This is a genomic window from Solirubrum puertoriconensis, from assembly GCF_001483135.1.
GTDB lineage: Bacteria > Bacteroidota > Bacteroidia > Cytophagales > Hymenobacteraceae > Solirubrum > Solirubrum puertoriconensis.
Genome location: NZ_LNAL01000008.1, coordinates 969,656 through 991,108, shown reverse-complemented (window position 1 = coordinate 991,108; position 21,453 = coordinate 969,656). Strand labels below are relative to the sequence as shown.

Sequence of the window (21,453 nt, the reverse complement as noted above, 5' to 3'; positions counted from 1 at the left end):
CAAACTGCCTGCTAATCTCCACTTCTTCCAAGCGCCTCGCCCGTATTGTTGCGTCATAAAAGAACCAAGCCTCAAGTGAATACAGCCCCGCATTGCAGGGTATTGCAGTAGCAGGCGCCAAGTGTGCCGCAAGCCCGAACTCCACGTCATTTGGCAAAGACCAACTAATTGCGGTGTTCGGTTGGGCTATCGACACCTCCGCCCATCTGAAAGATAAGCAAACAGCTCGACCATGCCGATATCCACTCGACAGAAGCAAGCTTAGTAACGTACAAGGCCTGCCGTACGGCAAGCTTTGTGCTGTTCTTATGCGTTTACTGCCAAAGCACCTAGGTCCTGCGCACCGTCTTCGTTGGACTGTATTTTTTGTGGCGGAAGTGGCTGTATTGGTGCGTGGAGCTGGTGTAGCCAACGCTTAACGACTTTGGCCCGATGTCACCCAAACACGAACGAGCCCCGAGCGTGGATGCTCAGGGCTCGTTTGAAGAGTAAGGCACAAACTTTAGCTCACGCTCTTCGGGTACAACTCTGATAGCAGCACCTAGGGCAACAATTAAGTGTCACCTCCTGCGCTGCAGGCCAAACTGAAGGTCGCGGAAGCTAAATAGGCGCTGCGTTGCGCGGTACTAGGCCTGGGCGGCCACAATGTCAATGCCTTCAGTGAAGCTGTGCGGGCGGTAACCCAACTCCTTTTCGGCTTTCTCGATGATGAAGCCGGTGCGCGGCGGGCGTTTGGCGGGCTGCGTAAAGGTGCTGCCGTCGGCTTCGATGATGAGCGACTTGTCGAGGCTGAAATGATCGGCTACGCGCAGGGCAATGTCGTAGGGCGTGAGCAGCTCGCGGCCCGAGATGTTGAAGATGCCGCGGGCGCTTTGCTTGGCAATCAGCCAGCAGCCCTGAGCCAGGTCTTCGGCCAGGGTAGGCGTGCGCCACTGGTCATTCACCACCTTAATCTGCTTGCCTTCGCGCAGGGAGTTGCGCACCCACAGCACAATGTTGGTGCGGCCGCCGCCGTGCAGCACGCCGTACACCAGCACGGTGCGGGCAATGGCCCAGCGCAGGTTGGCGGTGTTTTGCACCGCTTGCTCGGCAGCCAGTTTGCTTTGGCCGTAGTAGCTGATGGGGTTGGGCGTGGCGTCTTCGGTGAGCGGGCCGTGCGAGCCGTCGAAGATAAAGTCGGTGCTTAGGTGCGTGAGGTGCACGTCGTGCGCGGCGCAGGTGCGGGCCAGGTTTTCGGTGGCCGTTACGTTTTGCAGCCAGCAAGCTTCATGGTTTAGCTCGCACTCATCCACGTTCGTCATGGCGGCGGTGTGTATGACGTGCGTGGGCTTCAGCTCGCCAATTACCTGCTCTACTTGCTCGGCGTTGGTTACATCGAGGGCGGAAAAGGGCACGTTGGGGAATACCTCGCCTAGGCGGTTCGAGCCGCGCGAGGTGGCAATCAGCTCCACGCTGGGCTCTTGGTGCAGCAGCCCGATTAATTTCTGGCCCAACAAGCCGTTGGCTCCGGTAATGAGAAGACGCATGTAGTTGAGTTCTGGATTAATACTGGTAGCCGTACAGCTGGGTGATTTTCTTCTTTTTGAGCTTATCTACCTCCACGGTCATTTTCACGGCTTGATCGGGGCGGTCCATTTCGTTGCGCGGCATTTCGGCAATTTTGTCAACCACTTCCTGGCCTTGGATAACCTGCCCAAACACGGTGTACATGCCGTCGAGGTGAGGCGTGCCGTTGGGGTTCTGCACGATGTAGAATTGCGCGTTGCTGCTGGGCGTACCGGCCGGCCCGCCCATGCGGGCCGCGGCTACAGCCCCGCGCTTGTGCCGCAGTTCGGGCCGAATTTCAGCCGGAATGCGCGGGTCGTTGGGCTGGCCCATGCCGTCGTTGGTGGGGTCGTCGTCCTTGGAGTTTGGGTCGCCGCCCTGCACCATGAAGTTGGGAATCACGCGGTGGAAGGTAGTACCGTCGTACAGCTTACCCTCGGCGCGCTTCAGAAAGTTGGCTTTGTGCAGCGGCGTCTGCTCGAACAGCACCAGCCGAACGTCACCTAGGGCGGTACCGTTTTGGGTTACGTGCAGCGTTACCACCTCGTCCTTTTTGCGGGGTTTGGTGGTTTTTTGCTTGATCTTGGTTTCTTGTTTCTGGGCTTGCACAGCCGGGGCAGTGCCCAACAGCAGCAATGCGGCCACAGCAACGGTTAAGCGGGGGAAGCTCTTCATAGCAATGAGGTAGGGCAAGGAAATCTGACAGCGAAGCTAAGCGGTTTCGGCCGAGCGCGCGTGCCATTCCTCGCGCAATAAGTCGTAGTAGTCGATGTCGTGAATGGTGCCGTCGTCACCGCAGCGAAATTCACGCCGCAACACGCCGCTGCGCCGAAATCCTAGGTGCAGCAGCAACTGGCTGCTGCGTACGTTTTCGGGCAGCACGCGGGCAAACAGCTTTTCGAGCCCCACTGCCCCGAACACCGCCTGCAGTACCACGGGCAAAGCTTCGCGCATCAGGCCTTGGCCCTCGTGGGTGGCTGCCAGCCAGTATCCTAGCTCGGCTTTGGGCACATCAAACGGCGTCCAGTGCATATCGCGCAGGCTGATGTAGCCTACGCATTGTTGGCTGCGGCTTGACCTGCCCGGCAACCACAAGCCGTACTGAAAGGCCGTGCGCAGGTGCCAATCGGTTTCGCGCAGGGTAATGTACACCCCAGCGGTGGCCTCGTCCTGGATAGCCCCCACCGTACGCGGAAAGTTGCGCAGCAACCTAGGGCGTTCGGCGGCTATCAGCTCAGCCAAGGCAGGAGCATCCGCAATGCTGAAGGGGCGCAGCACCAAGCGTGCGGTGCGCAGCAGTTCGGGCGGGTACGGACCAGATGCGGGCATAACGAACGTGCATAACGGCAAGCACGAATGTAACGTTGGCCTCGCAAGGCAAACAGCTCGTCAAAATAGTAGCGCGATGTAGCGCGGACTTCAGCCCGCGCTACATCGCGCTACTCAGTTCTGCGTTCCTTTAGAACGTCGTCGACTCCGACTCGCGGTGCTGGCGAATTTCGCTCAGGATGGCCTTGCCGCCGCGGCTCAGCACGTTTTCGGCCACGGCTACACCTAGGGCAGCAGCGGCGTCGGGGTCGGTGGTGCTTTGGATTTCCTCCACGTACTGCTGCCCATCGAGGCTGATAAGGCCGCCGTGCAGTTGCAGCGTGCCTTCGTCGGTGAATGTGGCCAAGGCGAACGACGGGATGCTGCAGCCGCCTTCCATGGTGCGCAGATAAGCGCGTTCGGCTGCGAGGCAGGTGTGCGTATCGGGGTCGTCGAGGAGCTTGCGCAGGGTTTCTTTGCGCTCCGCGTTGAGGCTTTTGGCGCACTCAATAGCTACCGAACCCTGGCCGGCGGCCGGGATGAACTGCGTTTCGGGCAGTACCTGCACAATCAGGTTGTCGTACTGCATGCGGTGCACGCCGGCAAAGGCTAGCACCAAGGCATCGTACTGGCCTTCCTCGAGCTTGCGCAGGCGGGTTTGCAGGTTGCCGCGGGCTTCGGCCGTAATAGCGTTGGGGTAATGGCGCTTGAGCAGGGCGCGGCGGCGCGTGCTACTGGTGCCCAGCACAATATCGGGGCGGTCGAGGGTAAACTCCGGGTCGAAGCTGATGATAACGTCGTTCACCCGTTCGCGCGACATAAAGGCCAGCAACTCCAGATCGTCGGGGATGTGGCTCTGCACGTCTTTGGCGCTGTGCACGGCAATGTCGATGTGGCCGGTTCGGAGGCTTTCTTCCAGCTCTTCGGTAAACACGCCTTTCGCGCCAATCTTGTCCAAAGAACGGTCGAGTACTACGTCGCCTTTGGTTGTGATGATGACAATTTCAGTGGCGAGGCCAGCGGCATTAAGCGTATCGGCTACGTGGTTGGCCTGCCACAAGGCAAGCTTGCTGCCGCGGGTACCGATACGAATAGGACGAGAGGACATGGAATGAGTTTCGGAGTTAAAGAGAGAACCAGCGGGCTTGCAGCTTTGGATGCAGCTGCCGCTTGCTAGTTCAGCGGTACGCGCAGCAAATCAGCCACCTGCAACGACGTATCCACGAACACAATACGCGGATGCGCGTTCCGCTCTACGTGAAAATGCGCATCGTTGAGCACCCGGGCTATGCCCTCGGCGTTTTGGCGGTGCACAAACGGGCTGAACTTGCCAATAAAGGTTTGCTCGGCCGCGGGCAGGTGCGGCACCAGCTGCGCATCGAGGCCGTAGAGCAGCACCTTGCGCACCAAACCCAACGCGTATTGTAAGAATTCTTTCTGGTTTTCGCGGCCCATCTTCTGGAAGTTATCGGCCGCAGCCACCAGCTTATCGAGGTTGCGCTCGGCGGCAAAGCAAGAGCGCATCCACTCGGCAAAGAAGGTGAAGTAGTCGTTGTCGGGCGCGTCGCGCGAGGCAATGGCGGCACCTAGGTTGCCTTCGCTCACCAGGGCCAATTGCCGCGCCTTCACCTCGGGCATGTGATAGTGCTGCACCAAGTAGCCGGTAATTTCGGGCTCCTGAAAGCGGCGCACGGGCACCACCTGCACGCGGCTCACGATGGTAGGCAGCAGCTTCTCTGGTTGCTGGCTCACGAGCAGGAACACCGTTGCGGGTGGCGGCTCCTCCAGCAGCTTCAGCACGGCGTTGGCGGCGGCGGGGTGCATCAGCTCGGGCAGCCAAATCACTACTACTTTAAACTGTGCCTCGAATGCTTTCAGCGACACCAGCTTGAGCAGCTGCACGGCTTCGTCTTTGCTGATGCTGCCTTGCTTATTATCAGCCCCGATGTGCTGCATCCAATCGTTCAGCCCTAGGTAGGTGCCGCCGTCGGCCAGCACAAAGGCACGCCACTCGGCCGCAAACCGGTGGCTGAGCGCGTCTTTGCTGACTTGCTTGGTAGTGGTAACGGGTAGGATGAAGTTCAGGTCGGGGTGCACCAGCTTATTTACCTTGCGGCAGCTGGGGCACTCGCCGCACGAATCGTCGGGCTGGCTGTTTTCGCAGTTCAGAAACGCCGCGTACGCCAGGGCCAGTGCCAAGGCTCCGGTGCCTTCGGCGCCACGAAACAGCTGCGCGTGGGCCACGTGCTGGCGCCGCACCGATTGGCGTAGTACCTGCTTTACCTCCTCCAGTCCCGGAATATCAGCGAAACGCATTTTAGTAGTTAAAAGCCCGTCAGCAGCACCTTCTTCAGCAGCACGCGTGCACTCAGAACAACAGCTACAATGACCACCGCCCCGACGAAGCGCTGCACCTGCGGCCGGCCCGAGCGGAGCCAGCGAAACAGCAACCACAGCCCCAAGCCCGTTACCACCAACGATGCCGCGCCGAGCTTCACCGACGTGATGGTGTCGAGCACGGCGCCGGTGCCCATAAACATGGTGGCAAACATGGCTACCGCGAAATCGGTGCCCTGCAAGCCCGAGGCGGGTTCTTCTTCGTCGGTTGGCTTCACGTGGTCAGCAGCTAATGGAACCTTAGGGTTTACAACTCGATGGTGGTGTTATCCTCGGCAGAGGCGAGGTTTGTGGCGCGCTCCCACACGCGGTCCTTGGTAGTCAGCTCGAATACTTTGCTCATGATGCTGCGCTCCACTTCATCGTAAGGCACGCTGCGGCGGGCCATTACGCGCTCGGCCACTTCGGCTACTTTGTTCAGGCGGAAGGTTTCGAAGCCCGAAGCGCCGCCCCAGCTAAACGACGGAATGAAGTTGCGCGGGAAACCGGCGCCAAAGATGTTGGCCGCCACACCCACCACCGTGCCGGTGTTGAACATGGTGTTGATGCCGCATTTGCTGTGGTCGCCCATCATCAGGCCGCAAAACTGCTGCCCCGTGTTCACGAAGCGGTTGGCCGCGTGGCTCCAGATTTTCACCGGGGCGTAGTTGTTCTTCAGGTTCGAGGTGTTGGTGTCGGCCCCTAAGTTGCACCACTCCCCTATCACGGAGTTGCCCACGTAACCGTCGTGGCCTTTGTTGGAGAAACCCATGAAGATGGAGTTGCCCACTTCGCCGCCCACTTTGCAGTGCGGGCCCACGGTGTTGTCGCCGCGCATCTTGGCCCCGGCGTTGATGTGCGCCCCCTCACCTAGGGCCAGCGGCCCTTTAATGATGGCTCCCTCGTGCACCTGCGAGTTCTTGCCTAGGTAAATCGGGCCGTCTTCGGCATTGAGGATAGCGGCCCGGATCTTCACGCCTTCCTCGATGAAGATGTTTTCGGGCGCGTACACGATGGTGTGCGGGTCGTTTACCGGCTGCGACTGGCGGCCTTTGGTCAGCAGTTCAAAGTCCTGGCGGATTTCGGCGCCGTTGCGCAGAAACAGGTGCCACGGGTGCTTAATCACCTCCACCGGCTCGGCCACGTTGTGCGTTTTGCGGAAACCTTCCTGAATCAGCTCGGCCACTTTGCTGGCATCGGCTAGGTGCGCGGCTACCAGCAGCTCGTCGTCGTAGAGCGCCTCGCCGGGCTGCAGGGCCTGCACTTGCTGGGTCAGCAGCTCATCGGGGCACACGGCACCGTTGATGACGAGGGCGGGGCCTGCGGTATTGCCTGCCGGGTACCTGGCCTGCAGGTACGGCTCGGTGAGGTAGTTTACGGTTTCCTCACCTAGGCGGTGCTGCCACTTCTCGGCAATGGTAAGAATGCCGCAGCGCAGGGCCGCCACGGGCCGCGTGAAGGTGAAAGGCAGCAGGTTGGGCCGAATGGCGGGGTCGTCGAAGAGCAGTACAGTCATGGCGAAAGCCGAAAACGGCTGGTAGCAAGTGGGCGCGCAAGGGCGCAATGCAGTCAGGCTGCAAAGTTGGCAAACAAAAAACTCCTTCCGGACGAACCGGAAGGAGTTTCGGGCAAAAAGCTAACGCATGGTGGCCACAAGACCACGCAGGCTTACTACTTCTTCTGGTAGCGGTTGCGGAACTTCTCCACGCGGCCGGCGGTGTCGAGCAGTACGTTCTTACCGGTGTAGAAGGGGTGCGACTGGCTGCTAACTTCCACCTTGATAACGGGGTAAGTTTTGCCGTCTTCCATCGTAACGGTCTCGTTCGAGGTCATGGTCGAACGGGTGATGAATTTGAAGTCGCTCGTGGTGTCTTGAAACACTACCTCGCGGTACTCGGGGTGGATGTCCTTTTTCATGACGCTAATGCGGTTGTTTCCTTGTGGCCCTGCCGATTTTGCGGAAGGGACGGCAAAGTTACAACGTTGACACTTAAAAGAAAAGAGCTTAGGGGTTTTCCGGAGGCCACATGTATATAACTCCCCCGAAATAGACGGATCAGCTACTTTTGTGCAATCATACTACCGTAAGCATCCTGTTCGTTGCTTTACTTTGTGCCGACTTATGACGCGAAAATATCTTTTTAGCCTGTCGCTGTTGGCATTGGTTATTTCCGCAGCGGCCCTGCAGCCCATTGTTTCCTACTATCAAGCTAAGCCGCAAGCTCAACCCGTAATCACTCAGCAAACCCACGGCTATTTGTTGCTGCCCAACGGCACGACCTTGGCCCGCAGCAGCAAGTTCTCGGCCCAGCCATTTGCGGCCCTCCACAACAACGTTTATGGTTTGGCTGCTCGCGCCAACGATGGCGTATCGGCCCCAGCTGGCCGACCAAATGTGATTAGCCGCTCGTGGGGCAGCATTAAGCTGATGTTTCTGTAGGAGGCTTGTTGCTGCTAAAGCTTAGAAAACCGGACGCGTTCCGGTTTTTTTGTACTCGTTTGCCTCAGGCAGATACAGCCCAGGTGCTGTGCCTACAGTTGGCATTTTATTCATCCGTTAGCCGCTACTTGCCCATGCGCCTCTGCTTCGCCTCCAACAATGCCCATAAGCTCGACGAAATCCGGCCGTTGCTGCCGGCTCACATCGAGCTGCTCAGCCTTGCCGACATTGGCTGCCAAGAGGAGCTGCCCGAAACCCAGGACACGCTCGAAGGCAACGCCCTGCAAAAAGCCCAGTACGTGTGGGAGCACTACGGCGTGCCCTGCTTTGCCGACGATACCGGCCTTGAGGTAGCAGCCCTAGGTGGCGAGCCTGGCGTGTACTCGGCCCGGTACGCGGGGCCGCAACGCTCGGCCGCCGATAACGTGCGCAAGCTGCTGCACGAACTCGAGGGCAAGCCCAACCGCTCGGCCCGCTTCCGTACGGTAGTGGCCCTGGTGTTGTCGGATGCCGAGCAGCACAGCTTCGAGGGCGCCGTGGAAGGGCGCATTGTGGCCGTGCCGCGCGGCGCCGGTGGCTTCGGGTACGACCCCGTGTTCGAGCCCGCCGATTACGCCTATACGTTCGCCGAAATGCCCCTCAGCGAAAAAAATAAACTAAGCCACCGGGCCCGTGCGGTTACCAAACTAGTGGACTTTTTGCATCAGCAGGCGCATTCGGTTTAGGCACGTAGCAGGGCGTTTACCGCGCTACTCCAACATTTTGGCTCGGCGTACGGCGGCAACTCGCTATTTTTGCAAGGTTGGCCCTGCTGGTCGGGCCGCAGTAAGTACCCCATGCAACACCCTTTCATCGTTGGTATCACCGGCGGCAGCGCTTCCGGCAAAACCACCTTTCTGCGCCGCCTGCTCGCTTCGTTTTCTGATGACGAAATCTGCCTGATTTCGCAAGATAACTACTATCACCCCCGCGAGGTACAGCAAGTCGACCCGCAGGGTGTTACCAATTTCGACCTCCCCTCCTCCATCGATTCGGCGGCTTACGCGGCCGACGTGCTGCGCATCAGCCAAGGCCTGGAGGTGCGCCGCAAGGAGTACACCTTTAACAACCCCAATGCTCCGGCAAAGGAGCTGGTGTTTAAGCCTGCTCCTATTGTGGTGGTGGAGGGCATCTTTGTGTTCTACTTCGAGGAAGTGGCCAAACTGCTCGATCTGAAGGTGTACATCGATGCGCGGGAGCACGTGAAAGTGCTGCGCCGCATTGTGCGCGACCGTGACGAGCGCGGCTACGACCTAGAGGACGTGCTGTACCGCTACACCCACCACGTGGCGCCTACCTACGAGAAGTACATCAAGCCCTTCAAGCACGATGCCGACATCATCATCCCCAACAACCGCCATTTCGACCGCGGCTTGGAGGTGCTGGTAGCCTACTTGCGCTCCAAGGTGAATGCCTCGCAGATATCGTAGGCAGCTATTCTGATAAACAACAAGGGCCGCCCGGTACACTCCCGGGCGGCCCTTGTTGTTATGTGGCCCAACTACTACCTAGGGCCGGTCGCGGGCTGTCCACCAGCCAAACACGGCTACTACCAGCAGCACGGCCAGCACAAAGTTGGCGTAGCGACGCACCTGCTTGGGCGTATCGAGGGCTTGCAAAGTGCTGCTGGCTTTGGCGAGCTGCTGCTGATAAAAAGGATCGGTACGTACGAAGGCGGTTACCTCTTGCGGAGGCGATACAGCCGGGCCGCTTACCTGCAGCGTGAGGTCGGAGCGCAGGGTATTGTATTTGCCCTTGGCATAATCGAAGGTGGGCACGGCCAGAATATCGCCTAGGTTCAGCTGGCCGGGCTGGCTGGGCACCAAGCGGTAGCGGAGGATTTTGCGCCCCGTAACGCGGCCGTTGGCGCGGGTAACTTCTTGCCTGATTTCGGGGCCGTACACCTCCAGGCCAGCAAGAGCCTGAACGGCAGGTGGCGTGAGGGCCGTAAGGTTACCTTCGCCTTCGACTACCAGCGTGTAGCTCACGGTTTGGCCCGTCTGGAACTTGGTGCGGTCGAGGCCTTCGCGCAAGCTGTAGCGGCCCACGGCTACCGGAGCCGCGGCAATACCAGCTGGTGGCGCAGGCAGGGCTTTTACCTGCACGGTGCGTGGCCGCGAGAAATATGTTTTGTAGCCCACCACGCGGCTATCGGTGCCGGGCAATGGGCGCTTGGCCAGCCGGTATTTAATCATCTGCAACCCAATTACCGGAAAGCTGAGCGGCTTGGTGCTAAGCGGATAGTACACCGCCTCGTGCAGTTGATAGCGCAAAAACGGCTTGCCACCCACCCGCACCGAATCGGGCCTAATATTGGTTTCGTCAAAGGTTTCTTCCCAGGCGCCGGGTTGGCGCAATTGGCGCAGCAAGGTGGGCAGCTGCTCGGCAAAGCGGTGGAAATCGAGCAGGCCTTGGTCGGTAGGTGCTAGGTACAGGTACATGCCCACGTGCACCGGCTCGCCTACCCAAGCGGTGGTTTTGTTGGGCTCGACGGATAGAAATGCCTGGTCGGGCTGCTCGATTAGCTCCTGCGGCTTGGGCTTACCTAGGAGCTGATCGAGCAGCCCGATGCCCTGCAACGGCTGCTTGCTAGATGGTGCCGTTGCCGGCGGGGCTTGCGCATTGGGCGTTGCGGCGGTGGGCGGCGTAGTGGCTGGGGCGGTGGGCTGCGGCACCACGTGCAAGGCAGCTCCAGCCGAGCGTAACACTTGCCCGTTTACGGTAATGCTGAAGGGTTTCAGCGTAAAGTCACCCTCGGCAAACGCGGCGTAGCGCTGCGTAAGTACTAACTCTACGGCGCTGCGCCCCTGGCTGGTGCGCGTGGTAGTAGTAGAGGTTTTGCCGCTCTTCTTAAACCCTTCGATATCCGGAAAGGCCGAGTACTTCTCCAGCGGTGCGCCGCTGAGCCGAATGGCAATGGTAAAGTACTCGTTGATGGGAAAGGTGGTACGCCCTAGCTCTAAGGCTGCTTGCTGGCCAGCCGGCGGTGCGCTGGCCGCGGCCGGTGGCGGCGTGGGCTGTGCCGGCGCTTGTGCCGCGGCTGTGGGCGTAGCCACATAAATCAGCCAAAGCCACCCCCAGAAAGAAAAAATTAGTCGCCAAGGCATGTAGTCAAAACTACGCAAAAAACGTGGTGGACAGGCGGCAGAACGGCTTTTGACTTGCCTGCTATTTACCCCAGATGTAATGATACCCAGGCCAAGCTGCAGAAAAATAATAGGCTGGTGAAATCCAGTTGGGCTAGTGGTGGCGTAGGTCCCGGCAACTCCACCCGCTTCAGGGCAGGCGCAGCCACCTAGGCCCTCGGCGGGCTAGGCAGTGCCAGGAGTGCGGCTTACTTAATCGTTCACCAACCATTTCACTTTCACATGGCCACCCAACAACACCACACCGGCCCCGAGGAAACAGGCCTGGGCAATCGGCTGGTTCAGCCCATCGACCGGCGCTTGTTTATGCGCTACACCGGCCTTACGGCCTGCGCCACCGGCCTGCTGCTCGCCGGCTGCGACGATGACGACGATGATATGCCGAACTCCGACGCCGTGAAGCTCGGCTCGGGCGACATCGGGGTGCTGAACTATGCTTACGCCCTGGAGCAACTCGAAGCGGCCTTCTACGCTCAAGTAGTGGCTACGCCCTACAGCGGCATCACGGCCGATGAGCGCGCCATTATGCAGGCCATTGCCAAGCACGAGGCCGTGCACCGCGACTTCTTCAAAGCCGCGCTGGCCAACAATGCCATCAAGGGCCTCACGCCCGATTTCTCGAAGGTAAACTTCAACGACCGCACCAGCGTGCTGACCACCGCCCGTACGTTTGAGGACCTAGGTGTAGCGGCCTACAACGGCGCCGGCCCCCTGCTTCAAAGCACGGCTTTCCTGACGCTGGCCGGCAAAATCGTGTCGGTTGAGGCGCGCCACGCGGCCGTGATTCGCGACCTGATCAGCAACGGTACCTTCGCTAACGATGTGGTGAATGCTCAGGGCCTCGATCAAGCCCTGTCGGTAAGCGACGTGCTCACGGCTGCGCAGCCCTTCATCAAAGACAAAATCGACGGTAGCCAGGTCGGCCGCTAGTCCATTCCTCAACCCTGCTAGTTTTTCCTGCAATGAACCTGTTCAAGATTCTTTCCGACCTGGAACAAGTTGACCCGGAGGTAATGGGCCGACTAAACTCCCGTCGCGATGCGTTTGCGTCGCTGGGCAACATGGCCAAAAAGTTTGCGTTGGCTTCGGCGCCTATCGCCATTGGCTCGGTATTCAACAAAGCGCTGGCCCAGTCGGGCAGCAGCGTAACCGATGTGCTGAACTACGCCCTGTTGCTCGAGCGCCTCGAGGAGGCGTTCTACGTTCAGGCGCTGGCCGCCCCTACCTTGGCGGTTAACCTTTCGTCGGGCAGCGCCGCGCGCAACGCCATTCAGAAAATCAAAGACAACGAAACGGCGCACGTACAGCTGCTGGCTTCGGCCCTAGGTAGCGCAGCGGCTCCGGCTCCGCGCAGCTTCGATTTCGGCAACGCCTTTGCCACCTACAACTCGTTCCTCACGTTTGCGCAGGCTTTCGAGGACCTAGGCGTACGTGCTTACAAAGGCCAGGCCGGTGCTCTGAAGGGTGCTCCGAACAACGTGCTGCAAACAGCGCTGCAAATTCACTCGGTTGAAGCTCGCCACGCGGCGCACATCCGCATGATGCGCCGCGCCGCGGCCGGTGGCGGAGCCCAGCAGTTTGGCTGGATTACAAACAAGGAAGCTAACGGCGCGCCCGATGCCATTTATGGCGGCGGCAACCCCGTGGCCGACCACCCCGCCGAGGACAACGTGTCGCAAGCCGGTGTAAACCTGACTACCTTGGGCTACACTGCTGCCGAGGTAAGCGAAGCCTTCGACGAGCCGCTCGACCGCGGCACCGTTACTACGCTGGCTACGCCCTACGTGCGCGCTTAGCGCATTAATAGTCAATTTTTTTGTTGCCAAGCCGGCCTCCTTCGGGAGGTCGGCTTTGTGCATTTATAGCCGCCTGTTTCGGCCCTGGCAATACCTGTAGAAGGGTTCCTAAGCACGGCTATAAATATATTAAACCAATATTATATAATAAAAAAGCAAGCTCAAGTACAACCTTGCGTGGTTAGGGTCGCGTAAAGGGTTGCAGTTCCTCCCCCAATCCATTCCGGTGTTTCTTTCCTACCGAGCCGTGCCCGGCTCCGGACAGATGCCTATTGCCTTTTGCCATTCACCAACCAACCCTAAAAGTTTATATGGCCACGACCAAACACTCTCCTGAGCAGGAGGAGGCAACGCAGGGCGGAGCGCTCTTGCAACCCATCCAACGACGTGCATTTTTGCGCTACGCTGGCTTCACGGCTTGTGCTACTGGCTTGCTGCTGGCCGGCTGCGACGACGATGACGACGACGTTGAAAATGGCATTGATGTAGGCTCGGGCGATACCGGAGTGCTGAACTATGCATATGCACTGGAGCAATTGGAGGCTGCGTTTTATGCCCAGGTAAAAACCGGCACATACTACACCGGCCTCAACGCCAGCAGTGCCGAGCGCATGATCCTCGATGACTTGGCTATCCATGAGAAGGCCCACGCCGACTTCTTCAAGACAGCCCTGGGCACCGCTGCCATTAAGCAGCTTGAGCCCGACTTCTCCTCAATCAACTTCAACGACCGCAGCAGCGTGCTCAACGCCGCCAAGGCTTTTGAAGACCTAGGCGTAGCGGCGTACAACGGCGCTGGCCGCTTTATTCAAACGCCGGCTTACCTGGTAATTGCCGGTAAAATTGTATCGGTAGAGGCACGCCACGCAGGCCTGATTCGCGACCTGCTGGCTTACAATTCCTTCGTCGACAACGATGTGGTGGATCTGTTCACGCCTACTTCGGGCACCTCGGGCCCGGGCGTTGGCAACGGCACCGGCCTCGAGCGCTCCAAGCGCCCAGCCGAGGTACTAACCACGGCCAACCAGTTCCTGAAATCGGGCTCGAAAGTAAGCGCCAACAACTTGCGCTAATCGCCAGCTACATCCCCACATCAACATCAGCCTCTTCCGATCATGGATCTGTTCAAGCTTATTTCCGACATCGAAAAAGTAGACCCCGAAGTGTACGACCGGTTCGATTCGCGCCGGCGCGTATTCAAGCACTTCGGCAATATGGGCAAAGCCGTAACGGCCGCTACCCTGCCGGCCGTGGTCAGCGGCCTGTTTACGCGCGCTTACGGCCAAACCGGTTCGCTGCCTGCCGAAATCGCAGCCGTGCTGAACCTGGCCTTGCAGCTTGAGTACCTGGAGTTTTACTTCTATGACACGGGCCTGAAGTCAGCCAACCTTATTCCGGCCGCCGAGCGCCCCGGTATTGAGAAAATTCGCAACGACGAGTCGGGCCACATCAAAGTACTGCGCGGCGCCCTAGGTTCGCAGGCCTTCAGCCAAACCGACCCGCCCGTTACCGCTTTCGATTACACTGGCGGCGGCCGTTTCCCCGATGTGTTTACCAACCAAGCCACGTACTTCGGGGTAGCCCAAGGCTTTGTTGACACCGGCGTGCGCGCCTACAAAGGCGGTGCTCCCATTCTGATGCCGAACAAAGACCTGCTCGAAGCCGCCCTGAACATTCACTCGGTTGAGGCTCGTCACTCGTCGCACATCCGTTCCATTCGTCGTGGTGGCCCCGGCGCTGCGGCCGATATGAACAACCTCAACCAGAAGCCGAAGAGCTGGATTTCGGGTACCGACAACGGCGGCTCGGCTCCGCCCACTACCACTCCCATCTACGGCCCGGGCACCCCGGCTACCGGCGGTGCTACGGATATTTTCTTCCCGGCTGAAAGCAACATTACCCAAGCCGGCGTGAACATCCAGACGAACACCACCGGCGTTACCATCACGGCAGCAGGCGCCTCGGAGTCGTTCGACGAACCGCTGGACGCCAACACCGTGAAGAGCATTGCCCGCTTGTTCCGGGCGCCGGGCAACACCGTGCTGTTTGCCTAAGCCAAGCACGGCAGCCCTAGGTTGCCGTTGCTGAAAAACCCACTGCGACGACCCCTGGCAACAGGGGTCGTCTTTTTTTATGCCTGCCCTAGGTGCCGTGCAACGCTTTGAGCGCGGGGCGACTCGCTACCGAAAAGCCTGCTTCATTTCAGCCCGAACGGACTACCTTTGCCGTTCAGGCCTTTGCTGGCCGCTACGTATTTTCTCTACGCATGTCCGACGCACAGTCTGCCTTCCGTCCGCAACCGGAAGTACCGCCCCGCCGCACGTTTTTGCGCCAGGCCGGTGCCCTTACCGCCGCTTCGCTGCTGCTGGCGGCCTGCGGCGACGATGACCCCGAACCCGAACCCGTTGCTACCACCTTTGAGTTGCCCACCGGCGACGCTGGCTTGGTAGCGTACTTGTTTTTGCTGGAGCGCTTTTCGGCCGATTTCTACCAGCGCGTAATCACCACGCCGCCCTCCGACCTTACCTCTGCCGACCTCGCCTTGCTGCGCGACATCCACCGCCACGAGCTGATGCACCGCGAGCTGCTGGGCAGCGTGCTCAAGGAAAACTCGTTGGTAAACGACATCGGCATTAGCAACCTGGTGGGCGTCGAGTTCAACTACGCCAGCCTTACGCTTACCAACCGCCAAGGCGTGCTCACAGCTGCCCGCACCATTGAGGACCTAGGCACGGCCGCGTTGGGCGGGGTTATTCGCCTGTTCACGAGCACGGTGTACATGCAGCTTGCGGTGCGCTTGGCCGCCGTAGAGGGTCGCCACTCGGCCACCGTGCGCGATTTGCTGCAGCCCGGCTCCTTTGCGGCAGCCGAAGCGGTAGCCAACACCGGCGTCGATGCGGGCTTCAACCAGGCTCTGGCGCCCGCGGCGGTGCTCACTGAGCTTAGCAAGTACACCACCTTGCCTATTACCGGCAACGGTTTACCCACCACCTAAGGCCGGCTTTCCCCCATGAATTTGCTTTCGCTTATTGATCAACTGGCCGGCGCCGCTGCATCGGAGCAGCCCACGGCCCGCCGCAGCGCCCTGTCGCAACTGGCTCGCACGGCTGCCGCTACCCTGCCGCTGGCCCTAGGTGCCGTGGCGCAACCCGCCGTGGCACAACGTGCCGGCACCCAGCTCGATGCTTTGCTGCTGTTGCTGCAGGTTGAGTGGCTGCAAGATGAATTTTACGGCCGTGCGCTGGGCACCCCCACGCTCGTGCCGGCCGCTATTCAGCCCGATCTTACCCTCATCCGGGAGCAGCAGCGCCAGCACATTGCCCGGCTCGAGGCCATAGTTGCGGCATCGGGTGGTGCAGTACCAGCCCGCCCCCGCTACGACTTCACGGGCACTCGCGGCGGCACGCAAGCTGCCGCCTTTGCCGATGTGTTTTCGAACACCGACACCATGCTGGCCGTGGCGCAGGTTCTCGAAGACCTGAGCGTGCGGGCTTACCTAGGGCAAGTGTCGCTGCTCACCAGCAACGACGATCTGCTGACCTTGGCCACGCGTGGCGTAACGGTTGAAGGCCGCCACAGCGCGCACCTGCGCCTGCTGCGCCGCCAGCGCGGCACCGACGTGAAGCCCTGGGTTAGCGCCACCGACAACGGCGGCCCCGTGCCCTCGGCTACGGCTCCGGTGTACGCCGGCGAAGACCGCGTACGCCAATTGGTAACCGCCACCCGCGAAGTTGACCTTAGTACAATTACTCCCCTATTGCCCTTCTCGCCGGCCATTACCGAGGCCGAGAGACGAGCCGCCGTAACGGAGGCTATCGACGAGCCGCTTACGGCAACAGCCGTGCAAGCCGTAGTGGCGCTGTTCACGGCGTAAGCTGCTGCAAGCCCGAACATTAATCCCCCGTTAAGCTCAACTTAACGGGGGATTATTTTTTCCGAATAGCTGAACAATCATCTTGCATTTTGAATTTTAATTATTGTACCTTTCTCCGTAGCAAAATGGCATCTATAATGTTGCTTCAGCTTTTTTCGTTGGTACACGTATAGAGAGCCGCCGCTACCCAGATGGCGTTTTTACCCTACCCAAAACACTATCACCTACTACAATGCTGGAATATGTAAAAACCATCCTGCTTAAAGTCAGCTTCGACCGAATGCTGTTCGAGAAGGAACTTCGAAAGGCCCTGCGTGCGCTTGTGCCCGACGAGGTAAGTGAGTTGAAGGCGTGGTGTTACCAGCAGTTCTCTAAACTTTACCGCCGCGTGCTCAACCGGGTCTTCCGGCAGGTGCGGTTAGCTTAATTCAGGTTCGGTTGCGGGCGTGCCGAGCGAAGGCTTGCCCGCAACAAACCGGATGTTACGCGTGAGGCCTTGGTAGCCGGTGCGCTTCACGGCCGAGTGCCGAAACAACGTCTGAAATACTTCCTGCGTGATTTCCTGCCAGTCGCTCTCGCGCATCTCCTTCAGGTGCGGGTGCGGCTTAAACTGCTCCTCCTGCGTAGCCCGCGAAAAGCGGTTCCAGGGGCACACATCCTGGCAGATATCACACCCGAATATCCAATTGCCCAGCTGACCCTGTACGTCGGCGGGCAATTGTTCTTTTAGCTCGATGGTAAAGTAGCTGATGCACTTGCTGCCATCCACCACGTAGGGCTCGGTAATAGCCTGCGTGGGGCACGCATCGAGGCAGCGCGTGCAGGAGCCGCAGTAGTCGCGGATGGGGCCATCGTAGCTGAGCTCCACATCCACAATCAGCTCGGCAATGAAATAGAACGAGCCCGCGCCAGGCGTAATCAGGTTCGAATTCTTGCCGACCCAGCCCAGGCCGCTCTTCTTGGCCCAGGCCTTATCGAGCACCGGCGCCGAATCGACGAACGCGCGGCCGCCCACCTCGCCGATATGCGCCTGTATGTCCTGCAGCAGGGTTTTCAGCTTGTCTTTGATGACGTGGTGGTAGTCGCGGCCGTAGGCGTACTTACTTACCTTCAGCGTATCGTCGGGCTGCTGGTCTTCGGCGGCCGGGTAGTAGTTCAGCAGCAGCGAAATCACCGACTTGGCACCGTCCACGAGCAGGCGCGGGTCGAGGCGCTTGTCGAAGTGGTTTTCCATCCAGCGCATCTGGCCCTGCATGCCTTTGGCGAGCCACTGTTCCAAGCGCGGGGCTTCTTCTTCCAGGAACTCAGCCCGTGAGATGCCGCAGGCCATAAAGCCCAGCTCCGCCGCCCGGCGCTTAATAAAGGCGGTGTGTTCGGCGCGGGTAATGTCGGAGGCAAGCATGCGGGCAAAGGTCGGGGTTAAGCCGCTACCAAGGTGCTACTGGCTTAAGCGTTGCTTTCAACACTCAACACGGGCCCGGCGTTCCTGCTGCTTGGTTCAGCGACATTCCAATAAATCGCCGGGTTGGCAGTCTAGCGCTTTACACAGCGCTTCGAGCGTACTGAAGCGTACGGCTTTGGCTTTGCCCGTTTTCAGAATGGAAAGGTTGGCCAGCGTCAAGTCCACTTTCTCCGACAGTTCGCTTAACGACATTTTGCGCTTGGCCATCATCACATCCAGGTTCACGATTATCGGCATTTGCTAAACCGTCAATGCGTTTTCCGCCTGGATGTCGGTGCCCTTCTGAAACACCTGCGCGATGATGAAGATGATGCCGGCCAGAAACAGGAACTCATCGCCCGACCAAGTTGGGATGTCAATTGACACGCTCTTCAGCAGCCATTTAGTGTAGTTGTTGGCCACTATGGCCACTACGCCGGCTGCCAAAGCAGCGTGACTGATTTTGGTGATCAGCGCAGCTATTTCCGGACTGAAAGGCGCCGCGAAGTCGATTTTTCGGAAAATCTGAATGACCAAGTAAGCCATGTATGCTTTTACCGCCAGGAAGTACACCATAAAGGATACCACACCCACGTAGTGCACCTCGGCGTAATTTTTTAGCGCAGCCAAGTTCAAGCCCATGTACAAGTTTTGCGCACCCACTGGGTTGATAAACTCGCTCACGAAAAACGAAATCAAAATGGCTCCGGTCTGGATACACAACCCAATAAGCAAGACCCAGAACACGACGTGCATAATGGTCAGAACAAGCGTTGACTTGGTTTTCATAGGGTGTTAGGGTGTTGGTTTATTAAGTTCTGGTACTTGCAGCAACAGACTTCTGCTTGAACAACTTTCGATAAATTTTTATTGATAATCAATAAAAATCAGATATATTTTTTGAGCCCTCATAGCTAGTAAGGGTCAATTAAGACAAGTTGACCTAATGAGAATTGCGACCTGCAGATGTAGAGTAACCAGCGGCTAGCAGGGTTTTGCGTTTACTTGAATACACGAACACCCGGCGTCAGCTTAAGGAACCGACGTCGGGTGTTCTTGGTAAAAAACATGTTTCGGCATGAGCGGCTCATCGGTCCATGTTGCCGTGCAGAGGCTGCGAAATGGACGACCTAGGTGCGTGCAGGCGTGCTAGGTGCCTTCGCCCTGTACGGTGCTATGCACCTAGGGGCTCACACCCTGAGCAGCCCGCGAAACCCTCTGGAGGAATAATACGACTGCGCCGTGTTGTGATACACGAAAACCCTGCCGTAGCGGTAATCGGCGAACAGCGCCCCGCCAAGCTTGCGAACTTCGGCAGGCGTTTGCAACCAGCTCGAGGTTTTGGCATCGAACCGGCCGAGTTGCTGCAAGCTTCGGTATTGTTCTTCCGTCAGCAGCTCAATGCCCATTGCCGCTGCCATATCCATGGCATTGCTTGCTGGCTTGTGCTCCTTTCGGGCCTCCAGCCCTTGGCGGTCGTAGCAACCACCACGGCGACCTAGGGGCGTTTCGGCCGCGCAGTCGCAGAACAGATACTCGCCCGTTGCGGCGTCAAACCCTATTACGTCGGGCTCGCCGCCGGTTCGTTCCATTTCCGATAGCGCCCATAATTTCGACGGGTTGGCCTGGAGTCGGCCTTTTAACTCCCCCCAAGAATGGCCGGCATGGCGGTGCAAATTTTCGCGGAATCTGTTTTCCAGTACGCTAAGCAGTTGCTCCTGCTGGTCGGGGGCTATTTCGTTACTACCCATGGTGGCCGAGGTGTTCGTTTGTACCGCTGAAACTAGCACATTTGGCAAAGGCGGGCATGGGCAAAACCCAAGGCAATTGAGGTTAGGCCGGTCGCGGCCGACGAAACGGTTTTTGCCCAACAGAAATCCGATGGCGCGCTCGATATTAAGCGTCAAGGCTTCCTCGCTTTTCAAACGCACCAGGTAGCGCACCAGCTCGTTTTGCCGCGAGGCCGACAACCCATCAAAAACTTGTTGGGCCTCGGGAGCTTCGGCTAATGCCCGCTCAAAGGTGGGGCACGTCAGCACGGGCGGGCCTACCGGGTTGTAGTCGAGCGTAACGGCCAGTATTTCGCCAATGCGCCGGGGCGAATTAGCCAACATCGTTAGGTTGATGTACAAGCGCCATTCGCCGGCATAGCGCACCAACGTTTGCTCATAGGGCTGGTTGTTGATAGTTCCGTGCACCCGTATCGGCCCTTTGCTGCGCCCTGCTTTGGAAAACACGTCGGCCAACACATCGGCAGGCATTTGCACAAAAGGGTTTACACCGATCAGCTCGAGCGTAGCGGAAAAAGCGTGCATATGCAGCCAGCCTAACGCAAAAATGCACCGCCGTTGGGCGGTGCATTTTTGCACAATAAATCACAGGTTACTCTTGCGCGAACAGGTCGCCGGCTACGTTGCCACGCAAGTGCTGCGGCAGCGGGCGCCCTAGGTGCGTATAGGCTTGCTCGGTGGCTTCGCGGCCCCGCGAGGTGCGCTTGATGTAGCCTTCCTGAATCAGGAACGGCTCGTACACTTCCTCGATGGTTTCGGCTTCTTCGCCGCAGGCCGTAGCAATGGTGGTGATGCCTACCGGGCCACCCTTAAACTTGTCGATGATGGTCGACAGAATGCGCTTGTCCATATCGTCGAGGCCTTGCGAGTCAACATCGAGGGCGCTCAGGGCGAACTGGGCAATTTCGCGGGTGATGGTGCCGGTGCCTTTGATCTGAGCAAAGTCGCGAGTACGGCGCAGCAGGTTATTGGAGATACGGGGTGTACCGCGCGAGCGGCGGGCAATTTCGAAGGCCGCATCCTCGTGGATGGGCGTGCCCAGGATTTCGGCCGAGCGCTGCACGATGTCGGTGAGCAGCTTGGCGTCGTAATACTCCAGGCGCGACGAAATGCCGAAGCGGGCGCGCAGCGGCGCCGTGAGCATGCCCGAGCGCGTGGTAGCCCCGATGAGCGTGAACGGCGACAGCGAAATCTGCACGGAGCGGGCGTTGGGGCCCGAGTCGAGCATGATGTCGATGCGGTAGTCCTCCATGGCCGAGTACAGGTACTCCTCCACCACCGGATTGAGGCGGTGAATCTCGTCGATGAAGAGCACGTCGTGCGGATCGAGGTTGGTGAGCAAGCCCGCCAGGTCGGAGGGCTTGTCGAGCACCGGGCCCGAGGTCATCTTGATGCCCGAACCGAGCTCGTTGGCAATGATGTGCGACAACGTGGTTTTGCCGAGGCCAGGAGGCCCGTGCAGCAGAACGTGGTCGAGGGCGTCGCCGCGTTGCTTGGCGGCCGCCACAAACACTTTCAGGTTCTCCACCACCTTGGCCTGACCCGTGAAGTCGTCGAAGCTAAGGGGGCGCAGGGCCTTGTCAATTTCTTTATCGGTGGCGTCCATGTGGGAGTTTCCACCTGTCAGGTACGATTCGCGCATACGAAACGAAGGTAGTTCGGCGGTCAGAGTTTCAGAGCTAAGGTAACATCGGCCGG

Annotated in this window: 24 protein-coding genes; 10 read left to right on the top strand and 14 right to left on the bottom strand. The window is 59.1% G+C overall.

Annotated features, from left to right (window positions below; all coding sequences use genetic code 11):
- Positions 1–626 precede the first annotated feature (626 nt).
- The 8 genes from ASU33_RS18560 to ASU33_RS18525 all read right to left on the bottom strand — a co-directional run bounded on the left by ASU33_RS18560 (position 627) and on the right by ASU33_RS18525 (position 7,146).
- Positions 627–1,526, bottom strand: coding sequence for an SDR family oxidoreductase (locus tag ASU33_RS18560; protein ID WP_059072301.1), 900 nt, complete (start codon positions 1,524–1,526; stop codon positions 627–629).
- A 16-nt stretch (positions 1,527–1,542) separates the two neighbouring features.
- Entirely contained in the window at positions 1,543–2,220 is a 678-nt protein-coding gene (locus ASU33_RS18555; protein WP_059072796.1) for a peptidylprolyl isomerase, read from the bottom strand.
- Between the two features lie 36 nt (positions 2,221–2,256).
- Positions 2,257–2,874, bottom strand: a complete 618-nt coding sequence (locus ASU33_RS18550) for a GNAT family N-acetyltransferase (protein ID WP_059072300.1) — start codon at positions 2,872–2,874, stop codon at positions 2,257–2,259.
- Positions 2,875–3,004: 130 nt separating this feature from the next.
- Positions 3,005–3,961 carry a hydroxymethylbilane synthase gene (gene hemC, locus ASU33_RS18545; RefSeq protein ID WP_059072299.1) on the bottom strand — a complete coding sequence of 319 codons (957 nt, stop codon included), beginning with the start codon at positions 3,959–3,961 and terminating at the stop codon, positions 3,005–3,007.
- Positions 3,962–4,026: 65 nt separating this feature from the next.
- Positions 4,027–5,169: a DNA polymerase III subunit gene (locus tag ASU33_RS18540; protein WP_059072298.1), complete on the bottom strand. Its 1,143-nt coding sequence runs from the start codon at positions 5,167–5,169 to the stop codon at positions 4,027–4,029.
- Between the two features lie 8 nt (positions 5,170–5,177).
- Entirely contained in the window at positions 5,178–5,468 is a 291-nt protein-coding gene (locus ASU33_RS18535; protein ID WP_059072297.1) for a hypothetical protein, read from the bottom strand.
- Between the two features lie 29 nt (positions 5,469–5,497).
- The gene (locus tag ASU33_RS18530) at positions 5,498–6,745 is read right to left on the bottom strand and encodes a GlmU family protein (RefSeq protein ID WP_059072795.1); all 1,248 of its coding nucleotides are present in this window, start codon (positions 6,743–6,745) and stop codon (positions 5,498–5,500) included.
- Positions 6,746–6,900: 155 nt separating this feature from the next.
- Positions 6,901–7,146 carry a type B 50S ribosomal protein L31 gene (locus ASU33_RS18525; RefSeq protein ID WP_059072296.1) on the bottom strand — a complete coding sequence of 82 codons (246 nt, stop codon included), beginning with the start codon at positions 7,144–7,146 and terminating at the stop codon, positions 6,901–6,903.
- Positions 7,147–7,351: 205 nt separating this feature from the next.
- On the opposite strand from ASU33_RS18525, the gene ASU33_RS18520 reads away from it, so the two are divergent.
- From ASU33_RS18520 to ASU33_RS18510, 3 genes are all read left to right on the top strand, one after another.
- Positions 7,352–7,669 (top strand): hypothetical protein, encoded by a 318-nt coding sequence (locus tag ASU33_RS18520; RefSeq protein ID WP_059072295.1) that lies wholly within the window; start codon positions 7,352–7,354, stop codon positions 7,667–7,669.
- 134 nt (positions 7,670–7,803) lie between these two features.
- The gene (locus ASU33_RS18515; protein WP_059072294.1) at positions 7,804–8,394 is read left to right on the top strand and encodes a non-canonical purine NTP diphosphatase; all 591 of its coding nucleotides are present in this window, start codon (positions 7,804–7,806) and stop codon (positions 8,392–8,394) included.
- A gap of 111 nt (positions 8,395–8,505) precedes the next feature.
- Positions 8,506–9,138, top strand: a complete 633-nt coding sequence (locus tag ASU33_RS18510; protein ID WP_059072293.1) for a uridine kinase family protein — start codon at positions 8,506–8,508, stop codon at positions 9,136–9,138.
- A gap of 78 nt (positions 9,139–9,216) precedes the next feature.
- Here the strand turns inward: ASU33_RS18510 and ASU33_RS18505 are convergent, their stop codons facing one another.
- Positions 9,217–10,764 carry a BatD family protein gene (locus ASU33_RS18505; RefSeq protein WP_059072292.1) on the bottom strand — a complete coding sequence of 516 codons (1,548 nt, stop codon included), beginning with the start codon at positions 10,762–10,764 and terminating at the stop codon, positions 9,217–9,219.
- A gap of 312 nt (positions 10,765–11,076) precedes the next feature.
- Between ASU33_RS18505 and ASU33_RS18500 the strand changes: the two genes are divergently transcribed.
- From ASU33_RS18500 to ASU33_RS18470, 7 genes are all read left to right on the top strand, one after another.
- Positions 11,077–11,784, top strand: coding sequence for a ferritin-like domain-containing protein (locus ASU33_RS18500; RefSeq protein WP_059072291.1), 708 nt, complete (start codon positions 11,077–11,079; stop codon positions 11,782–11,784).
- A 32-nt stretch (positions 11,785–11,816) separates the two neighbouring features.
- On the top strand, positions 11,817–12,650 hold the full coding sequence (locus ASU33_RS18495) for a ferritin-like domain-containing protein (protein ID WP_059072290.1): 834 nt from the start codon (positions 11,817–11,819) through the stop codon (positions 12,648–12,650).
- A gap of 311 nt (positions 12,651–12,961) precedes the next feature.
- Positions 12,962–13,723: a ferritin-like domain-containing protein gene (locus ASU33_RS18490; RefSeq protein ID WP_059072289.1), complete on the top strand. Its 762-nt coding sequence runs from the start codon at positions 12,962–12,964 to the stop codon at positions 13,721–13,723.
- Between the two features lie 42 nt (positions 13,724–13,765).
- Positions 13,766–14,704 carry a ferritin-like domain-containing protein gene (locus tag ASU33_RS18485; RefSeq protein WP_059072288.1) on the top strand — a complete coding sequence of 313 codons (939 nt, stop codon included), beginning with the start codon at positions 13,766–13,768 and terminating at the stop codon, positions 14,702–14,704.
- A 212-nt stretch (positions 14,705–14,916) separates the two neighbouring features.
- Positions 14,917–15,645 carry a ferritin-like domain-containing protein gene (locus ASU33_RS18480; protein WP_059072287.1) on the top strand — a complete coding sequence of 243 codons (729 nt, stop codon included), beginning with the start codon at positions 14,917–14,919 and terminating at the stop codon, positions 15,643–15,645.
- A 15-nt stretch (positions 15,646–15,660) separates the two neighbouring features.
- Positions 15,661–16,524 carry a ferritin-like domain-containing protein gene (locus tag ASU33_RS18475; protein WP_059072286.1) on the top strand — a complete coding sequence of 288 codons (864 nt, stop codon included), beginning with the start codon at positions 15,661–15,663 and terminating at the stop codon, positions 16,522–16,524.
- 232 nt (positions 16,525–16,756) lie between these two features.
- Positions 16,757–16,951 carry a hypothetical protein gene (locus ASU33_RS18470; RefSeq protein WP_059072285.1) on the top strand — a complete coding sequence of 65 codons (195 nt, stop codon included), beginning with the start codon at positions 16,757–16,759 and terminating at the stop codon, positions 16,949–16,951.
- Here ASU33_RS18470 and queG read toward each other — a convergent pair.
- The 5 genes from queG to ruvB form a co-directional block, all read right to left on the bottom strand.
- A complete protein-coding gene (gene queG, locus ASU33_RS18465) occupies positions 16,943–17,926 on the bottom strand; it encodes a tRNA epoxyqueuosine(34) reductase QueG (protein WP_059072284.1) in 984 nt (327 codons plus the stop codon). The two genes, ASU33_RS18470 and queG, sit on opposite strands and share 9 nt — an antisense overlap.
- Positions 17,927–18,022: 96 nt before the next feature.
- A complete protein-coding gene (locus ASU33_RS18460) occupies positions 18,023–18,223 on the bottom strand; it encodes a helix-turn-helix domain-containing protein (protein ID WP_059072283.1) in 201 nt (66 codons plus the stop codon).
- A gap of 3 nt (positions 18,224–18,226) precedes the next feature.
- Positions 18,227–18,754: a DUF2975 domain-containing protein gene (locus tag ASU33_RS18455; protein ID WP_078063240.1), complete on the bottom strand. Its 528-nt coding sequence runs from the start codon at positions 18,752–18,754 to the stop codon at positions 18,227–18,229.
- 401 nt (positions 18,755–19,155) lie between these two features.
- A complete protein-coding gene (locus ASU33_RS21965; RefSeq protein ID WP_078063239.1) occupies positions 19,156–20,280 on the bottom strand; it encodes a DUF4256 domain-containing protein in 1,125 nt (374 codons plus the stop codon).
- A 67-nt stretch (positions 20,281–20,347) separates the two neighbouring features.
- Positions 20,348–21,397, bottom strand: coding sequence for a Holliday junction branch migration DNA helicase RuvB (ruvB, locus tag ASU33_RS18445; RefSeq protein ID WP_059072281.1), 1,050 nt, complete (start codon positions 21,395–21,397; stop codon positions 20,348–20,350).
- Positions 21,398–21,453 lie beyond the last annotated feature (56 nt).